At 62.0% G+C, this 16811-nt stretch carries 15 protein-coding genes and 1 tRNA gene; 4 read left to right on the top strand and 12 right to left on the bottom strand.

What is annotated here, in order from left to right:
• Positions 1-63: 63 nt before the first annotated feature.
• Positions 64-1311 (top strand): FAD-binding oxidoreductase, encoded by a 1248-nt coding sequence (locus tag ATY78_RS01110; protein ID WP_088680503.1) that lies wholly within the window; start codon positions 64-66, stop codon positions 1309-1311.
• On the opposite strand, the gene ATY78_RS01105 is transcribed toward ATY78_RS01110, so the two are convergent.
• From ATY78_RS01105 to ATY78_RS01070, 8 genes are all read right to left on the bottom strand, one after another.
• The gene (locus tag ATY78_RS01105) at positions 1301-1840 is read right to left on the bottom strand and encodes a gluconokinase (RefSeq protein WP_088680502.1); all 540 of its coding nucleotides are present in this window, start codon (positions 1838-1840) and stop codon (positions 1301-1303) included. The genes ATY78_RS01110 and ATY78_RS01105 overlap by 11 nt on opposite strands.
• 42 nt (positions 1841-1882) lie before the next feature.
• Complete coding sequence (locus ATY78_RS01100) at positions 1883-2836, bottom strand: peptide ABC transporter ATP-binding protein (RefSeq protein WP_088680501.1); 954 nt, start codon at positions 2834-2836, stop codon at positions 1883-1885.
• Positions 2833-3849 carry an ABC transporter ATP-binding protein gene (locus ATY78_RS01095; RefSeq protein ID WP_088680500.1) on the bottom strand — a complete coding sequence of 339 codons (1017 nt, stop codon included), beginning with the start codon at positions 3847-3849 and terminating at the stop codon, positions 2833-2835. The genes ATY78_RS01100 and ATY78_RS01095 overlap by 4 nt, the downstream gene beginning before the upstream one ends.
• Complete coding sequence (locus tag ATY78_RS01090) at positions 3849-4739, bottom strand: ABC transporter permease subunit (RefSeq protein WP_088680499.1); 891 nt, start codon at positions 4737-4739, stop codon at positions 3849-3851. Before ATY78_RS01090 ends, ATY78_RS01095 begins: the two co-directional genes overlap by 1 nt.
• A 9-nt stretch (positions 4740-4748) precedes the next feature.
• Entirely contained in the window at positions 4749-5753 is a 1005-nt protein-coding gene (locus tag ATY78_RS01085) for an ABC transporter permease subunit (protein ID WP_064693890.1), read from the bottom strand.
• An 87-nt stretch (positions 5754-5840) separates the two neighbouring features.
• Positions 5841-7436 carry an ABC transporter substrate-binding protein gene (locus ATY78_RS01080; protein ID WP_088680498.1) on the bottom strand — a complete coding sequence of 532 codons (1596 nt, stop codon included), beginning with the start codon at positions 7434-7436 and terminating at the stop codon, positions 5841-5843.
• A 331-nt stretch (positions 7437-7767) separates the two neighbouring features.
• On the bottom strand, positions 7768-8250 hold the full coding sequence (gene rirA, locus ATY78_RS01075) for an iron-responsive transcriptional regulator RirA (protein WP_088680497.1): 483 nt from the start codon (positions 8248-8250) through the stop codon (positions 7768-7770).
• Positions 8251-8467: 217 nt separating this feature from the next.
• Positions 8468-9964 (bottom strand): CoA-acylating methylmalonate-semialdehyde dehydrogenase, encoded by a 1497-nt coding sequence (locus tag ATY78_RS01070; protein WP_088680496.1) that lies wholly within the window; start codon positions 9962-9964, stop codon positions 8468-8470.
• Between the two features lie 178 nt (positions 9965-10142).
• Here ATY78_RS01070 and ATY78_RS01065 point away from each other — a divergent pair, with 178 nt between their 5' ends.
• Positions 10143-10457, top strand: a complete 315-nt coding sequence (locus ATY78_RS01065) for a putative quinol monooxygenase (RefSeq protein ID WP_088680495.1) — start codon at positions 10143-10145, stop codon at positions 10455-10457.
• Positions 10454-11335 carry a LysR family transcriptional regulator gene (locus ATY78_RS01060; protein WP_088680494.1) on the top strand — a complete coding sequence of 294 codons (882 nt, stop codon included), beginning with the start codon at positions 10454-10456 and terminating at the stop codon, positions 11333-11335. The genes ATY78_RS01065 and ATY78_RS01060 overlap by 4 nt, the downstream gene beginning before the upstream one ends.
• Here ATY78_RS01060 and ATY78_RS28395 read toward each other — a convergent pair.
• The 4 genes from ATY78_RS28395 to ATY78_RS01040 all read right to left on the bottom strand — a co-directional run bounded on the left by ATY78_RS28395 (position 11332) and on the right by ATY78_RS01040 (position 12735).
• A complete protein-coding gene (locus tag ATY78_RS28395) occupies positions 11332-11499 on the bottom strand; it encodes a hypothetical protein (protein ID WP_088680493.1) in 168 nt (55 codons plus the stop codon). The two genes, ATY78_RS01060 and ATY78_RS28395, sit on opposite strands and share 4 nt — an antisense overlap.
• 49 nt (positions 11500-11548) lie before the next feature.
• Positions 11549-11986 carry a DUF4174 domain-containing protein gene (locus tag ATY78_RS01050; RefSeq protein WP_088680492.1) on the bottom strand — a complete coding sequence of 146 codons (438 nt, stop codon included), beginning with the start codon at positions 11984-11986 and terminating at the stop codon, positions 11549-11551.
• A gap of 93 nt (positions 11987-12079) precedes the next feature.
• Positions 12080-12156: transfer RNA gene (locus ATY78_RS01045), tRNA-His, on the bottom strand.
• Between the two features lie 129 nt (positions 12157-12285).
• The gene (locus ATY78_RS01040) at positions 12286-12735 is read right to left on the bottom strand and encodes a phasin (RefSeq protein ID WP_088680491.1); all 450 of its coding nucleotides are present in this window, start codon (positions 12733-12735) and stop codon (positions 12286-12288) included.
• A 212-nt stretch (positions 12736-12947) separates the two neighbouring features.
• Between ATY78_RS01040 and ATY78_RS01035 the strand changes: the two genes are divergently transcribed.
• Positions 12948-16691, top strand: a complete 3744-nt coding sequence (locus tag ATY78_RS01035) for a PAS domain-containing sensor histidine kinase (protein WP_088680490.1) — start codon at positions 12948-12950, stop codon at positions 16689-16691.
• The last annotated feature ends 120 nt before the right edge of the window (positions 16692-16811 follow it).

The following is a 16811-nucleotide window of genomic DNA, read 5'->3' as shown; positions in this document are numbered from 1 at the left end:
TCGTTTGCGCACCGGTGACGGCAGAGGCATTTTCACCTGATAACAAAGCGGAATTCAGGGGAAATGACGAAGAACGCAATCGTGCTCGGCGCCGGCATCGTCGGGGTTTCCACGGCCATCCATCTTCAGCGGCGCGGCCGGCAGGTGACGCTGATCGACCGCAAGGATCCGGGCCGGGAAACCTCCTTCGGCAATGCCGGGCTGATCCAGCGCGAAGGCGTCGTGCCCTACGGTTTTCCCCAGCAGCTCGGTCTCCTGCTGCGCTATGCTGTGAATAATCGGATCGACGCGCATTATCATCTGCGCACCTTGCCGAGCCAGATCGCCTTCCTTGCCCGCTACTGGTGGAACTCCAATGCGCGGCGCCACGCAGCCATCACCCGGGCCTATGCGCCGCTGATCGAGAATTCGATTGCCGAACACAAGGACCTGATCGAGGCCTCGCAGGCTGAAGAGCTGATCCGCAAGGACGGCTGGATGAAGATTTTCCGGACGGAGGCCAGGCGCGACGAGGCCTTTGAGGAGGCGGCACTCTGGCGGAACGAGTTCGGCGTGGAATATGACCGCCTGACTGCGGCCGATATCGCCCGCATGGAACCGGATATCAGCGGCGATTTCGTCGGCGGCCTTCGCTGGCGCGACCCGTGGTCGGTGCTCGACCCGCATGCGCTGACATCGGCCTATCGCCGCTATTTCGAAAGCCTCGGCGGAAGGTTCCTCGCAGGCGATGCCGCCTCTCTCGGCCAGTTCGGCTCGGGATGGAAGATCATGACTGGGGAAGGTTCGCTCGAAGCCGATGATGCGGTGATCGCGCTCGGCCCGTGGGCGGCCGTCGCAACACGCCGGCTCGGCTATTCCTTTCCGCTCGGCGTCAAGCGCGGCTACCACATGCATTATGGCGTCGAGGGCAATGCCGTGCTCAACAACTGGACGCTCGATGCCGAGCGCGGCTATTTCCTCGCGCCGATGAGCCGTGGCATCCGCCTGACGACGGGAGCGGAGTTCGCAACGCTGGATGCGCCGAAGACGCCGGTTCAGCTCGACCGGGCCGAAGCCGTGGCCCGCACCATCTTCCCGCTCGGCGAAAGGCTCGATCCCGAACCCTGGATGGGCTCACGCCCCTGCACGCCCGATATGATGCCGATCATCGGCAAGGCGCCGCGCCATCAAGGCCTGTGGTTTGCCTTCGGCCACGCCCATCACGGGCTGACTCTCGGGCCGGTGACGGGCCGCGTGCTTGCCGAAGCCATCACCGGCGAGACGCCGTTCATCGATATCGCGGCCTATTCGCCGCAGCGTTTCAAGCCGTGACGCCGAGACCGGCGAGGTCCCTGAGGGCCGTCGCCGTGATGCCTTCGATCGTGTCGTCTATGTCGACGGTGACGACACCGGGTTCGCCCATCGGCGCCTCGAGCGTCGCCAGCTGACTTTCGAGCAGCGAAACCGGCATGAAATGCCCCTTGCGCTCGCCCATGCGTTTCGTCAGCAGCGCCCTGGAGCCTTCGAGATAGACGAAGAAGAGGTTGCCGCCGGCAGCCGTCCGCAGCCTGTCTCGATAGATGCGCTTCAGCGCCGAACAGGAGACGATGATGCCTTCTCCCTTTTCGAACGAAGCCTTCATTCGCTCGCCGATCAAGTCGAGCCAGGGCATTCTGTCTTCATCGCTCAGCGGAATGCCCTTCGACATCTTCTCGACATTGGCGGCGGGATGAAGCGCATCGCCTTCGACAAAGACCAATTTCAGGGCATGGGCGAGCTTCTCGCCGACCGAGGATTTGCCGCAGCCGCTGACTCCCATGACGATGATCGCATGGGGCCTATTCATCCGCGTATCCCGCATGCTTCCTCCCCGCATCTAACCTTTTGTCCACGCAATTCCCGCTCAGTCGAGCGGGAAGTGACAGGCATATTGTTGTGCGCCCTCTCCACTGAGTTCGGGAGAAACCTGGCGGCAATAGTCTTGCGCCTTCCAGCAGCGCGGATTGAAGTGACAGCCGGATGGCGGCTTCAGCGGCGAAGGCAGCTCGCCCTGCAGGCGGATACGGTTCTTCGCGCGTTCGGGATCGGCGATCGGCGTGGCCGAGAGCAAGGCTGCGGTATAGGGGTGGCGCGGCCGGGCGAAGACTTCGGCGGCAGGACCGGTTTCGATCGGGCGGCCGAGATACATCACCATCACCTCGTCGGCGATGTGATGGACGACCGAGAGGCCGTGCGAGATGAAGAGATAGGCCAGCCCCATCTCCTTCTGCAGGTCCATCAGCAGGTTCAGGACCTGGGCCTGGATCGACAGGTCGAGCGCCGAAACCGGTTCGTCGAGCACCAGCACCTTCGGCCGCAGCATCAGGGCGCGGGCGATGGCGATACGCTGGCGCTGGCCGCCGGAGAACATGTGGGGATAGCGGCCGTGATGTTCCGGACGCAGGCCGACGCGGGCCATCATCTCCTCCACCTTGCGGCGGCGGGCGCTGGCATCGAGATCGGTGTTGATCTTCAGCGGCTCCTCGAGGATGGCGCCGACCTTCTGGCGCGGATTGAGCGAGCCGTAGGGATTCTGGAAGACGATCTGCACCTGGCTGCGCAGGCTGCGGTCGCCGACACGGGCAGGCTTGCCGTCGATCAGCAATTCGCCGGCCGTCGGGTCCTCGATCATCGTGACCAGGCGGGCGAGCGTCGACTTGCCGCAGCCGGATTCGCCGACGACGGCGAGCGTCTTGCCGGAATGAAGGCTGAAGCTGACGCCGTTCAGCGCCTTGACGGTCGCGTCGGCTTTGAACAGGCCGCGATTGACGGTGTAGAAACGGGCGAGATCCCTGCCCTCGAGAACAGCGCCCGTCATACCAGGTCTCCTGCAGTTTGAACGGCGATGACACCGGGATGCCCGAGCGGCTTGCCGTCCTTCAAGGGATAGTTGCAGAGCGCCCGGCCAAGCTCCGGCCCCTGACGGACAACGCCGCGATCGCATTCGACCGTGGCGTAGCCGCAGCGCGGCGCGAAAAGACAGCCCGTCGGGCGGCCATGCTGGCCGGGAACGACGCCGGCGATCGAGGGAAGACGCTGGCCGACCTGGGCGCGTTCCGGCAGCGCGGCAAGCAATGCCGCCGTATAGGGGTGATGCGGATCGCGGAACAGCGCCTTCACCGGCTGCTCCTCGACCTTCTGGCCGGCATATTGAACCTGCACGCGCTCGGCGGTTTCGGCGACGACACCCATGTCATGAGTGATCAGCACCAGCGCCATGCCCTGCTCTTTCTGCAGGCGGACCAGCAGATCGAGGATCTGCGCCTGGATAGTCACGTCAAGCGCCGTCGTCGGCTCGTCGGCAATCAGAAGCTTCGGATTGCAGGCGAGCGCCATGGCGATCATGACGCGCTGGCTCATGCCGCCCGACATCTGGTGCGGGAAGTTCGACAGGCGGTCTTCGGGTGCGGGAATGCCGACGAGGTTCAGGAGCTCGATCGAGCGCTCCCTTCGTTCCTTCCGGTTGAGGCCCATATGGACGCGCAGCGTCTCGCCGAGCTGGAAGCCGACCGTGAAGCACGGGTTGAGGCTCGACATCGGCTCCTGGAAGATCATCGCCATGTCCTTGCCGACGATCTTGCGGCGCTGGCGGGCGGAGATGCCGCGCAGGTCCTGGCCGTCGAACTGCATGCGGTCGGCGGTGATCCTCGCCGTCCACGGCAGGAGCCCCATCAGTGCCAGCATGGCAACGGATTTGCCCGAGCCGGATTCACCGACGACCGAGAGGATTTCCCCCTTGTCGCAGGTGAGCGATACGCCGTCGACGGCGCGGAACAGACCGGAAGACGTCTGGAATTCGACGGTCAGATTTTCGATTTCGAGAAGTGGCATCACGACCTCTTCAGCTTGGGGTCAAGCGCATCGCGCAGGCCGTCGCCCATCAGATTGATGGCAAGAACGGTGATCAGGATGGCGAGACCCGGAAATGTCACGACCCACCAGGCGCGCGAGATGAATTCGCGGGATTCGGCGAGCATCGTGCCCCATTCGGGTGTCGGCGGCTGGGCGCCCATGCCGAGGAAGCCAAGGGCGGCGGCATCGAGGATCGCCGCCGAGAAGGCGAGCGTCGCCTGGACGATCAGCGGCCCCAGACAGTTCGGCAGGATCGTCTTGAACATCAGGCGGAAAGTGCCCGCACCTGCGACCCGCGAGGCAATCACATATTCCTTCTCACGCTCTGTTATGACCGAGGCGCGCGTCAAGCGCACGAAATGCGGCTGGTTGACGAGAGAGATCGCGATCATCGCGTTGGTAAGGCCGGGACCAAGCACCGCCACCAGCACGAGAGCGAGCAGCAGCGACGGGAAGGCCAGGATGATATCCATCAGGCGCATGATCGCGGTATCGATCTTGCCGCGGAAATAGCCCGCGACGAGGCCGATCAGCACGCCTGATATGACCGAAAGCGTGACGACGACGACGCCGATGAAGAGCGAGAACCGTGCACCATAGATCAGGCGCGAGAGGATATCGCGGCCGACCGCATCCGTTCCGAGCGGGAAGGAAGCGCTGCCGCCTTCCATCCAGGCCGGCACCGCGAGCAGCACCGCACGGTTCTGCTCGTTCGGCGCATGCGGCGCAAAGACCGGCGCGAAGACCGCGACGACGAGAATGATGACGAAAACAACGAGGCCGATGACGGCGCCCTTGTTGCGCGAGAAATAATGCCAGAACTCCGCAAGAGCGGATGGCTGGCCGGTTTTGACGGTGACCGTGCTCATAGGCCGCTCCTAGTGACGAATGCGCGGATTGATGAAGCCGTAGAGGACATCAACAATCAGGTTGACCAACATGATGACGCCGGCGATCAGGAGAAGGCCTCCCTGGACCACGGCGTAGTCGCGCTTGAACACTGAATCCACCATCCATTTGCCGATGCCCGGCCAGGAGAAGATCGTCTCGGTGAGGATGGCGCCGGCAAGGAGAACACCGATCTGCAGGCCGATCGTGGTGATGACCGGGATCATTGCGTTGCGCAACGCGTGCACGCCGACGACCCGCAACGGTTTCAGGCCTTTCGAGCGGGCCGTGCGGACATAGTCCTCGCCCAAAACCTCGAGCATGGCCGACCGGGTCTGGCGCGCGATGACGGCGAGCGGAATGGTCGCCAGCACGATGGTCGGCAGAATGAGATAGCTGACGGCCGAGGCGAACGCTCCCTTCTGGCCAGACAGCAGGCTGTCGATGAGCATGAAGCCGGTAACCGGCTTGAAGAAATACATCAGCGAGATGCGGCCCGAAACCGGCGTCCAGCCGAGATAGCCGGAGAAGAAGATGATGAGCAGAAGCCCCCACCAGAAAATCGGCATGGAATAACCGACGAGAGCGACACCCATCACGCTTTGATCGAACCACGTGCCTCGCTTGACGGCCGCAAAGACGCCGGCGGGCACGCCAAGACAGACAGCGAGAATGATGGCGCAGAAAGAAAGCTCCAGCGTTGCTGGAAACAGCGTCAGGAATTCGCCGAGAACGGGCCGCTTGGTGACGATCGAGGTGCCGAGATCGCCTTGCAGCACTTTTCCGAGATAATCGAAATACTGCACGTACATGGGCCGGTCGAAACCGAGATCGTGCATGATCTGGGCGTGCCGCTCCGGCGCCATGACACGTTCACCCGACAGGAGCATGACGGGATCGCCGGGAAGCAGGCGGATGAACGAGAAGGCAATGAGGGAAACGCCGAGGAATGTCGGTATCAGCACCGCGAGGCGGCCGATGAAAAAACGCAACATGGCAGATGTCCAATAGTTTCCGGCGGTCAGGGGGTGCCTGACCGCCGGTTGCGCCCAGCTCTGCCGGGCATTCTTACATTATTCTTGTTATTCGGATACGTCGACGCCGTCGAAACGGTGAATGCCGAGCGGGTCCATATGGAAGCCCGAGACCTTCTTGCTCATCGGAACGAAGACGAGTGAGTGGTCGAGGGTCGCCCAGGGCGCTTCCTTCTTGAAGATCAGCTGAGCCTGCTCATAGGCCTTGGTGCGCTCGCCGACATCGGCGGTGAGCTTGGCCTTGGTCATCAGGTCGTCGTATTCCTTGTTGCACCACTGGGCGCGGTTGTTGCCGCCGACGGCATCGCAGCCGAGCAGCGTATCCATGAAGTTGTCAGGATCGCCGTTGTCGCCGGTCCAGCCGAGGATGACGGCGCCGTCGCGCTTCACGTCGGAGGAGAGCTTCAGGTACTCGGCCCATTCATGCGTGACGATCTCGACCTTGACGCCCACCTTGGCAAAGTCGGCCTGCATCAGTTCGGCGGCGCGGCGCGCGTTCAGCATGTAGGGGCGCGATACCGGCATCGCCCAGACCTTCATGCTGAGATCCTTGACGCCGGCATCGGCAAGAGCCTTCTTGGCGGCGTCCGGATCGTACTTTTCGTCCTGAACGGCGTCATTATAAGACCACATGGTCGGCGGGATGGGGTTCTTGGCAACGGTAGCCGCACCCTGGAAGACCGCGTCGACGATCGCCTGCTTGTTGATCGCCATGTTGAGCGCACGGCGAACCTCCGGCTTGTCGAAGGGAGCCATCTGCGTGTTGTAGGCGAGGTAGCTGACGTTGAGGCCGGCCTGCTCCTGAACGACCAGGTTCCCGTCCTTCTTCAGTTCGGGAACGTCGGCAGCATTCGGATACGGGATCAGGTGGCATTCGCCGGCCTTCAGCTTCTGGGCGCGGACGGCGGCGTCAGAGGTGATGGCGAAAACCAGATCGTCGATCTTTTCCTTGCCCTTGAAATAGCTTTCGTTCGCCTTGTAGCGGATGACGGCATCCGGCTGGTAGGCGACGAAGGTGAAGGGGCCGGTGCCGAGCGGCTGCTGGTTCAGCTGCGCCATCTTGCCGTCAGCGGCGAGCTTGTCGGCATATTCCTTGGAAACGATCGAGGCGAAGTCCATGGCGAGGTCGGCAAGGAACGGCGCTTCCGGATGGTTGAGCGTGAACTTGACGGTGAGGTCATCGACCTTCTCGACCGACTTGATCAGTTCCGGAAAGCCCATGCCGGCGGCGTATTCGTAAGAGCCGCCCTCGACATACTTGTTCCACGGATTGTCGGACTTCAGCTGGCGCTCGAAGGAGAATACCACGTCGTCGGCGTTGAAATCGCGCGTCGGGGTGAAGAAGTCGGTGGTCTGGAACTTGACGCCGGGATGAAGCTTGAAGGTGTATTCCTTGCCGTCGTCCGAAACGCTCCAGCTGTCGGCCAGACCGGGTTCGATCTCGGTGCCGCCATGCTTGAATTCGACGAGGCGGCTGTAGACCGTGCGCGACGACGCGTCGAAGGTCGTGCCTGCCGTATAGAGGCTCGGGTCGAAGCCTTCCGGCGAGCCCTCGGAGCAATAGACAAGGGTCTTGGACCAGGCCGACGTTGCCATGACCGAAATCAGGGCCGTCGCTGCCAGCATGACAGAGATCTTTTTCATAGTATTGTTTCCCGGTTGTTCTTTTTTGATGTCTGGAGACCGCAGATAGGCATCCCGATCGACGGTCGATGGAACGACATTTATCTACTGAAAGCAACGGGCTACGGAGAAAATTTTTCCAGTTGGACAATTTTAGAAATTTTCGGCCAAAAATCAGTCTTATTTGGAAATATTCGCACAAAAATAGCCGGATTTTTGTCGCATTTGGTATAATTACACCTCCCACAACGACATGCCGCCGTCATTCCCCCGCCCGGGGAGGTTGAGCAAAAGCAAAAACCGCGATCGCCTGGGCAATCGCGGTTTCACAAGGTTCGTGCTGCTGTTTTGATCAGGCGGCGGGGGCGACAACCGCGGGCTTGCGGTATTCCTGCTCGCCGGTGAGCCCGAGAAGGAAATTGATCTGCGGACGCGCCTTGACGAGATCGTCGATGGTATATTCCGAAAGCACGCCGAAGAAAGCGTTCAGCGCCTTGCGCAGCGCCGAGTTCAGGCCACAGCTGTCGACCAGCGGGCATTCGACCATGCCGTCGTCTTCGAAGCATTCAGCCATGGCGAAACTGTCTTCCGTCACCCGCACGACATCGAAGAGGGTGATTTCAGCCGCGGGCTTGCCCAAACGCACGCCGCCGTTACGGCCGCGCACGGTTTCGACCAGACCCGCCTTGTTCAGCGGCTGAAGGATCTTGAAAAGAAAGAGTTCGGAAACGCCATAAGCCTTGGCGATCTCAGGAATCCGGCTCAACTGCCCTTCATTGGCAGCACAATACATCAACATGCGAACCGCATAGTTGGTCTGCTTCGTCAACCGCATGCCGATCTCCTGACTCGTGCCTGTTCAGACCTATATAGGCGGTTTGCTAGTTTTGAACAATTCCAAAATATGAAATTCGCATTCAGCTTATGAGGCCATTTGCCGCTGCGTCAATCCCGTTCCACGATCTTCTAGTTGTAATCCAAAGTGGTCTGCTAGCGCCAAATAAAACGGGGGCCGAAAGGCCCCCGAATTGCAGATCGGTCCGTCGTGCGGATTACTTCATCGTCGGCATGACGAATTCGGCGCCGCTCTTGATGCCGGAAGGCCAGCGGGCGGTGACGGTCTTGGTCTTCGTCCAGAACTTGATCGAGTCCGTGCCATGCTGGTTGAGGTCGCCGAAGCTCGATGCCTTCCAGCCGCCGAAGGAGTGATAGGCGAGCGGAACCGGGATCGGAACATTGATGCCGATCATGCCGATATTGATGCGCGAGGCGAAGTCGCGGGCGGCGTCGCCGTCGCGGGTATAGATCGCAACGCCGTTGCCGTATTCGTGCTTCATCGGCAGCGACAGCGCTTCCTCGTAGTTCTGGGCGCGAACGACGGAGAGGACAGGTCCGAAAATCTCGGTCTTGTAGATATCCATCTCGGGCGTGACATGGTCGAACAGGCAGCCGCCGACGAAATAGCCGTCTTCATAGCCCTGGAGCTTGAAATCGCGGCCGTCGACGACCAGCTTGGCGCCTTCCTCGACGCCACGGTCGATCAAGCCGCGAACGCGGGTATAGGCTTCCTTGGTGACGAGCGGACCCATATCGGCCTTGTCGTCGGTGTAGGGGCCGATGCGCAGCGATTCGATCTTCGGCGTCAGCTTCTCGACGAGACGGTTGGCGGTTTCTTCGCCGACCGGAACGGCAACCGAGATCGCCATGCAGCGCTCACCGGCCGAACCGTAGCCTGCGCCCATCAGCGCGTTGACGGCCTGGTCCATATCGGCATCGGGCATGATGATCATGTGGTTCTTGGCGCCGCCGAAGCACTGGGCGCGCTTGCCGTTCATCGCCGCCGTGCCGTAGACGTAGCGGGCGATCGGCGTGGAGCCGACGAAGGAAACGGCGCCGATATCCGGATCGGTGAGGATCGCGTCGACCGCACCCTTGTCGCCGTTGACGACGTTGAGGATGCCGACAGGAAGACCGGCTTCGATCATCAGTTCGCCGAGGCGGATCGGCAGGGAGGGATCACGCTCGGACGGCTTCAGGATGAAGGCGTTGCCGCAGGCGATCGCCGGCGCAAACATCCACATCGGGATCATGCCGGGGAAGTTGAAGGGCGTGATGCCCGCGCCGATGCCGACCGGCTGGCGGATCGAATACATGTCGATCGCAGGACCCGCGCCCTCGGTGAATTCACCCTTGGCGAGATGCGGAATGCCGCAGACGAATTCGCAGACTTCGAGGCCGCGGATGACGTCGCCCTTGGCGTCTTCGATCGTCTTGCCATGTTCCTTGGAAATCAGTTCGGCAAGCTCGTCCATGTGCGTGTTCAGGAGTTCGACGAACTTGAAGAAGACACGGGCGCGGCGCTGCGGATTGGTGGCAGCCCATTTCGGCTGCGCGGCCTTGGCGTTTTCGACTGCGGCGCGCAATTCCTCGACGCTTGCGAGCGCCACCGTCGCCTGTACTTCGCCGGTCGCCGGATTGTAGACGTTGCTCACGCGGCCGCTGGTGCCGGCAACATGCTTGCCGCCGATGAAATGACCGATCTCGCGCATGGTATGCTCCTCCTGTTTTTGGGATGGCCTACAATCGCACTTCAATTTGCACAAATCAATGCGCTGATATAAGTAACTGTTGTGCGCAAATTATAGTCCTGTCATTGCATCAGGCCTGCTGTTTCCAAACTTGGAACGGCACGTGGACAAGTCAAATCCAACGAGAGAGGTCAAACCCATGAGCCGGAAACCCATTGTCAGAATGGCGGAGCTGGAGATCGATCCGGACATGCTCGAAACCTATCGCGCTTTGCTCACCGAAGAAATCGAGGCATCCGTCGCCTTGGAAGAGGGTGTTCTTTCCCTCAGCGCCGTTTCCATCAGGGACCATCCAAACCGCATTCGTATTCTTGAGGTCTATGCCGACCAGAAGGCATACGAGGCCCATCTGCAGGCGCCGCATTTCCTTAAGTACAAGAACCAGACGGCGGGCATGGTGACATCGCTGGCGCTTATCGAGGTCGATCCGATCGCAATGTGTGCCAAGCCATGAACTGGGACGATGTTCGTATTTTCCTTGCCGTCGCCCGCACCGGGCAGATCCTTGCCGCCTCGAAGCGGCTGGGGCTCAATCATGCCACGCTCTCGCGCCGGCTGACGTCGCTGGAAGAGGCGCTGAAGACGCGGCTTTTCATCCGCCGCACGAATGGCTGCGAGCTGACGGCCGAAGGCGAAGTGTTCCTGGCATCCGCGGAGCGGATGGAAACGGAAATGTTGGCGGTGCAGGCCAGCCTCGGCCACACCGATACGGCCATTGCCGGGACCGTGCGCGTCGGGGCGCCGGATGGCTTCGGCGTTTCGTTTCTGGCGCCGCGCATGGGCAGGTTGATCGAGCGCCATCCCGAGCTGAAGATCCAGCTCGTACCGGTACCGCGCTCGTTTTCGCTGTCGCAGCGCGAGGCCGATATCGCCATCACGCTGGAGCGGCCCGAACAGGGCCGGCTCGTCTCGTCCAAGCTCACCGACTATACACTCGGTCTCTATGCCTCACGCGACTATCTCGCCTTGCAGGGCACGCCCGGCGATATCGAGGCGCTGAAGGCGCATCCGCGCATCGGTTATGTCGAAGACCTCATCTTCACCGCGTCGCTCAATTTCTCCGGCGAAGTGATGCGCAGCTGGGACGCAAGCTTCGAGATCTCGACGTCGATCGGCCAGACGGAGGCGGTACGATCAGGCGCCGGCATCGGCATCCTGCACGATTATATCGCCCGGCAATATCCCGAACTGCAGCGCATCCTGCCGGAGGTTTCGATCCGGCGCGCCTACTGGACGACGTATCACGAAACGGCGCGCGACCTGCTGCGCGTCCGAAGCGTTGCCGACTTCCTCCAGGAACTCGTCAGCGCCGAACGGCATATCTTTTTTTAAGTCTCGAAAGTGTGTTTTGCCGGCTCGTCGTTCTCGTCGGGATTGGGAACCGGCGCCTCGTCGGGCAACCGATCCGGCTCCGGCTCCTTGATCGGAGGCACCGGCTTCCAGCCGGGCGCCGGCATCGGCGGCTGATCGGGAATGGGTTCGTTCGGCAGGGACATGACTGCCCTTCCTTTCATGATATTCGTCGCAAACGAGGTTCGGTCGGGATTATTTGTCCGGCTTCAGCGCTTCGGCAGCACGCATCGGCATGCTGTCGACGATGGCGAAGAGTTCGCCCGTGGTAATCGGCTCGCTGACCTTGAGCTTGACCGTGCCGTCCTTGCCGACAAGGAAGGCAGCGAACTCACCCGGTTCGGGCGCCTCCAGATCACGGCGGATCGCTTGCCCGTTCAAACCTTCAGCCGCGCCGAAGAGCGGCCGCACGCTATCGCCCGACACCTTCAACACCACCATATCCCGCTCGTCGAGCGCGCTTCGATCGGCAAGCAGCTGATTTTCCTGGCGGGCGGCGCGGGCATTCTCCCGGTCGGCGAAAAGGATGAAGACGCGGTTCTTCCACTGGAAGGCTGCGAGGCTTTCTGCCGGCGAATAGGCGCTGTTCGTCTCGTCGATTTTGGTCGCGCCGTAGAGAAGCGTTTTCGACATGCGTATTCTCCCGTTAACAGAGAAAACGGGCCTGCACGGCATGGGTTCCATCGAAATGGGCGGAACCTGGTTCATTGCTGACATGGGGAGAAATGGTACGGTTGGGGGGTCTCGAACCTCCGACCTCAGGTGCCACAAACCTGCGCTCTAACCAACTGAGCTACAACCGCATATGTCACGCTTGGCGCGACGGGGGTCACATACGAGGACTTGACGATGAATTCAAGCCCCATTCCTCGTCAATATACAAAAAGGCTGGACACGAGGTCCAGCCCTTTGTCGCTGAATGGTAAAACCGATCAGGCCTTCTTGAAGGAAGCCATGGCCTTTTCGGCGGCGTCCTTGGAGGGCTTTGCCAGCTTTTCGGCAACCTGCTTGGTGGTTTCCTGAATCGACTTCGCCTGTTCAACGGCGAGTTCGGCCTGCTTGCGCAGGAAAGTGGTCTGCAGCTCGAAGAATTCAGCCGGGGACTTGACGCCGAGCAGCGCTTCCAGGTGCGAGAGCGAGCTCTCGGCATTGACGCGCAGAACGTCGATCGCTTTCAGGCCGAGTTCGACGCTGCCTGCCTGTGCCGTCTGGACGGTGGCTTCGAGCGTCTTGCCGGCTTCCTCGCCAGCGGTCTTCAGCTTGGCATAGGCGTCCTTCGACTGCTGGGCGCCCTTTTCAGCGAATTCACGGAAGGATTCCGCGAGCTTGGACGGGTCGAAAGAAGCGATTGAAAAAACGTCATCGGTCTTTATGGTAGCCATGTCGCATTCCTTTGGGTTGAAGGCATTCCCTGCCTGTGATCATCGAATGACGTCTATATAGGATAGTTTATTGTGCATTGCAACATTTTTTGTGCGACGCACAAGTCGTTAACCCTATGGGCCGAAAGCACCCCGCTGTTCTGGACCGGCATGCCGCCTGCAGTTATTAATAAGCCGTTAATTTAAGAGGCCGACAGCGACAAGGTTCGATCATGCCCGCAGTCCAATACCCGTTCATCGACATCGCTGTGCATGCACGGGTGCGGGAACGCTTTTCACGCGGCGAGGCGATGGTGCTGTTTTCGGCCGATCTCGCCCGGCTGCTCTGGGCGAACGGCGCGGGTGCGGAGCTCTTCGGCCATTCGGCGGTCTATGACCTGCTCGACCAGGGCGCCGACCGCGGCGACATTACCTTCCGCCAGTTGGAAACGGCCGCGCGCCAGCTTGCCGATATCGGCGACTACAGAAACCTGATGATCCGCGTCGCCAAAGGCTTCCAGCGCGTGCAGGTGCAGGCCGCGGCCGAGTTGATCCGGCTTTCATCCGGCGAAAAGGCCATCCTGTTTTCGGTGCCGGTCTCGGCACGGCCGCTGACGTCAGGCGCTGCGGCCGCCCAGATGCTGCAGGGCCTTGATGACCCCGATACGCATATGGCCGTCATCGGCGCCAATGGCGAGGTCATCGCCGCCTCGCCGGGCTTTGCCTCGCTCGCCATCTCCGGTGAGACCGCAAAAACCCTGATCAACCTTGCCGGCGCCCATCCCGACCGCCTGGTGAAGCGCCCGGTCGCCACCGGCAGGGGCTATCTCCCGGCCGCGGTCGGCAAGCTCAGCGACGAACCGGCACTCAATCTGCTCTTTGCCGTGGAGACCGTGCTCGGCCATCTCGACCCCATCGATCCGCCCGCGCAGGAAGCCATCGATACGCACGTGCCGCAGGCCGCCGATATGCCTGCGTGGGAAGAAAATCCGGCGCCGGCCGAAGCGCTTCAGGACGAAGCCGCCGCTGCGACTGAGTTCACCGACATCATCGATGCCGTCTCGGGGATCGAAGAGGTCGACGAGACGCTGGAAGAGATCGCCGGCGAAACCGAGCCGCCGGCCGAGACGGCTGTTGAATCTCAAGACGAGACCGTCGGGGAGTTTCAACCTGCCGCGCACGAGGAACCGGAAGGCGGCAGCGGCGTGACCGACAGCCACGCGGATGAAGCCTACGAGCCTGCCGCGATCATCGAGGACGACGCGACCGCGACCGCGGAAACGGCCGAGACGGTGGAGCCGCCCGCCGAAGCCAGCGACACGCAGATCGACGACGCACTGGGAACAGTTTTCGAAGAACCCGTCGCGACCCCTGAAATTTCCGACATGCCCGCTGCCCCAAAGCTTGCGGCCGAACCCGGCTTCGTCTTCAGGCCGAACAGCCGCGCCACGCGCTTCGTCTGGAAGATCGATGCCGAGGGCCGGTTCAACGAGGTCAGCCACGAATTCGCCGAAGCCGTCGGCCCACATGCCTCCGACATCATCGGCTCGGCTTTCAGCGATATCGCCGCCCTCTTCAACCTCGATCCGGACGGCAAGCTCTCCGAGGCGCTCGCCCGCCGCGACACATGGTCGGGCAAGACGATCTTCTGGCCGGTCGAAGGCACCAGCCTTGTCGTTCCTGTCGATCTCGCCGCACTGCCGACCTATACCCGCAACCGCGACTTCGACGGTTTCCGCGGTTTCGGCGTCGTTCGGCTTTCCGATGCGCAGGAAGATCCGCTGGCGCTTGGGCTGACGCTCGGCCCGGACGGGGTCGGCCATGATGCGGCAAGCCTCGGCCCGGTGCCCGAGCCCGTTTCCGAAGAGGAAGCCGCGCCCGAAGAGATTCCGGTCGAAGCCACAGTGACGGAAGACACAGTTGCGGCAGCCGAGCCGGAGCGCCAGGAGACGGCACCGGAAGGGATTGCCGCCGAAGAGGCCGCCTTTGAAAGCGTCACAGAGGAACCGGAGGGCAATGCCGAAGCCGCCACCGAGCCGACCGCCCCCATGGAAGAGCCGCCGGCGCTGCGCATTTCCGATACACCGAATCGCCGTTTCACGGATAAGGTCGTTCAGCTTCACAGCACCGGCGCTGCATTGACGGCCGCCGAACAGGCGAATTTCCGCGAGATCGCCAAGCGTCTCGAGGCTTTCGGCGCGCGCAAGGATGAGCCAGCCGTTCCGGAAGCGGTGGAACCCGCCGCCACCGAAACGGCCGGCTTCGAGGAAGCGCCGGCAGTTGAGGAGGCCGAAGTATCCTTCGCCGAGGAAGCTGCTCCGCAGGAAGCGATCTTCGAGAATGCGGCCGATGCCGAGCGCGAAGACGACGAGCCGGCCACCATATCCGAAGACGAGGCGACGGAAGGGCTCGAGGAGACGGTCAGCCAGATCGAGGTTCTCACCAGCTTCATTCCGCCGCGCGTGAAGATGACGGACGGGCTGTCGGCCGGAACGGTCGACCAATTGCCCGTCGCCGTGCTCATTCATGTCGGCGATGCGCTCCTTCATGCCAATCCCGAATTCATGCGGCTGACGGGCTACGCTTCGCTCGATGAGTTGCGCGAGGTGGGCGGCATCGAGGCCCTGCTGCAGCGCCGCGATCTCGAGGAAAAGGCGGCGGGCTCCGGCACCATGATGCTCGTCAAGGCCGACGACCGGCTGGTCCCGGTGACCGCGCGGCTGCAATCGGTGCGCTGGGAAGACGCCAATGCCCTGATGCTGGCGCTGATGCCCGTGGAAGGCAAGGACGAAAGCCGCAGCGACAGCAGCCGGTCCGAAGCGCGGCCCGAGCGGATGGTCGAGAAAGTCGCCAAGCTGCAGGTCGAAGTGGAAGAATTGCGCTCGATCCTGGAAACGGCGACCGATGGCGTCGTCGTCATCGGCACGGAAGGCGACATCCGCTCGATGAACCGCTCGGCGAGCGCGCTTTTCAATTACGACGAGCAGGAGACGCGCGGCAAACCCTTCGTCATGCTGTTTGCCCATGAGAGCCAGAAGGCGGTGCTCGACTATCTGAACGGCCTCTCCGGCCATGGCGTGGCGAGCGTGCTGAACGACGGGCGCGAAGTGATCGGCCGCGAGGCCGCCGGCGGCTTCGTGCCGCTGTTCATGACGATGGGGCAGCTTACCTCCTCCAACGGCTATTGCGCCGTCATCCGCGACATCACACAATGGAAGCGCACCGAGGACGAATTGCGCAACGCCAAGGGTGCTGCCGAAACCGCCAACGCCCACAAGACCGATTTCCTCGCCCGCGTCAGCCACGAGATCCGCACGCCGCTCAACGCCATCATCGGCTTTTCCGACATGATGGCGGGTGAGCGCTTCGGGCCGATCGGCCATCCCCGCTATATCGAATATGCCAACGACATCGGCCGCTCCGGCCGGCACGTCCTCGACATCGTCAACGACCTGCTCGACATTTCGAAGATCGAGGCGGGCGAGATGGATCTCGATTTTGCCGCCGTCGGCCTCAACGAGGCGGTCTCGGAAGCCGTGGCGCTGGTGCAGCCGCAGGCGAACGGCCAGCGCGTCATCATCCGCACGGCACTGTCGCATTCGGTACCCGACGTCGTGGCGGATCTGCGCTCGATCAAGCAGATCGCCCTGAATATCCTGTCGAACGCCATCCGCTTCACCCCATCGGGCGGACAGATTGTCGTTTCTACCTCTTATGAGGGGAATGGCAGCGTCGTGTTGAGGGTCCGCGATACCGGCGTCGGCATGACACGCAGCGAACTCGACCAGGCGATGAAGCCGTTCCGGCAGGTCTCATCGACGCAATCGCGCCATCGCGGCGACGGCACCGGGCTCGGCCTGCCGCTAACCAAAGCGATGGTGGATGCCAACCGGGCGATCTTCTCGATCAATTCGGCGCCGAACGAGGGCACGCTCGTCGAGATCACCTTCCCGTCGCAGCGTGTGCTCGCCGGCTGAGGCTGCGGTCCGAAATCGTAAGGGCTGCAGGCGTCCTTTGCACGTCGGCGATAAAAAAAGGCAGCCAGAGGCTGCCTTGAATTTGTGCTGTTCAACAAGAGCTCAGTCGATCAACGTCAT

This window comes from Rhizobium sp. R635 (genome assembly GCF_002211285.1).
In the GTDB taxonomy this organism is placed as follows: domain Bacteria; phylum Pseudomonadota; class Alphaproteobacteria; order Rhizobiales; family Rhizobiaceae; genus Rhizobium.
Note: the sequence above shows the minus strand (reverse complement) of the source record. Positions and strands in the feature narration are given on the sequence as shown.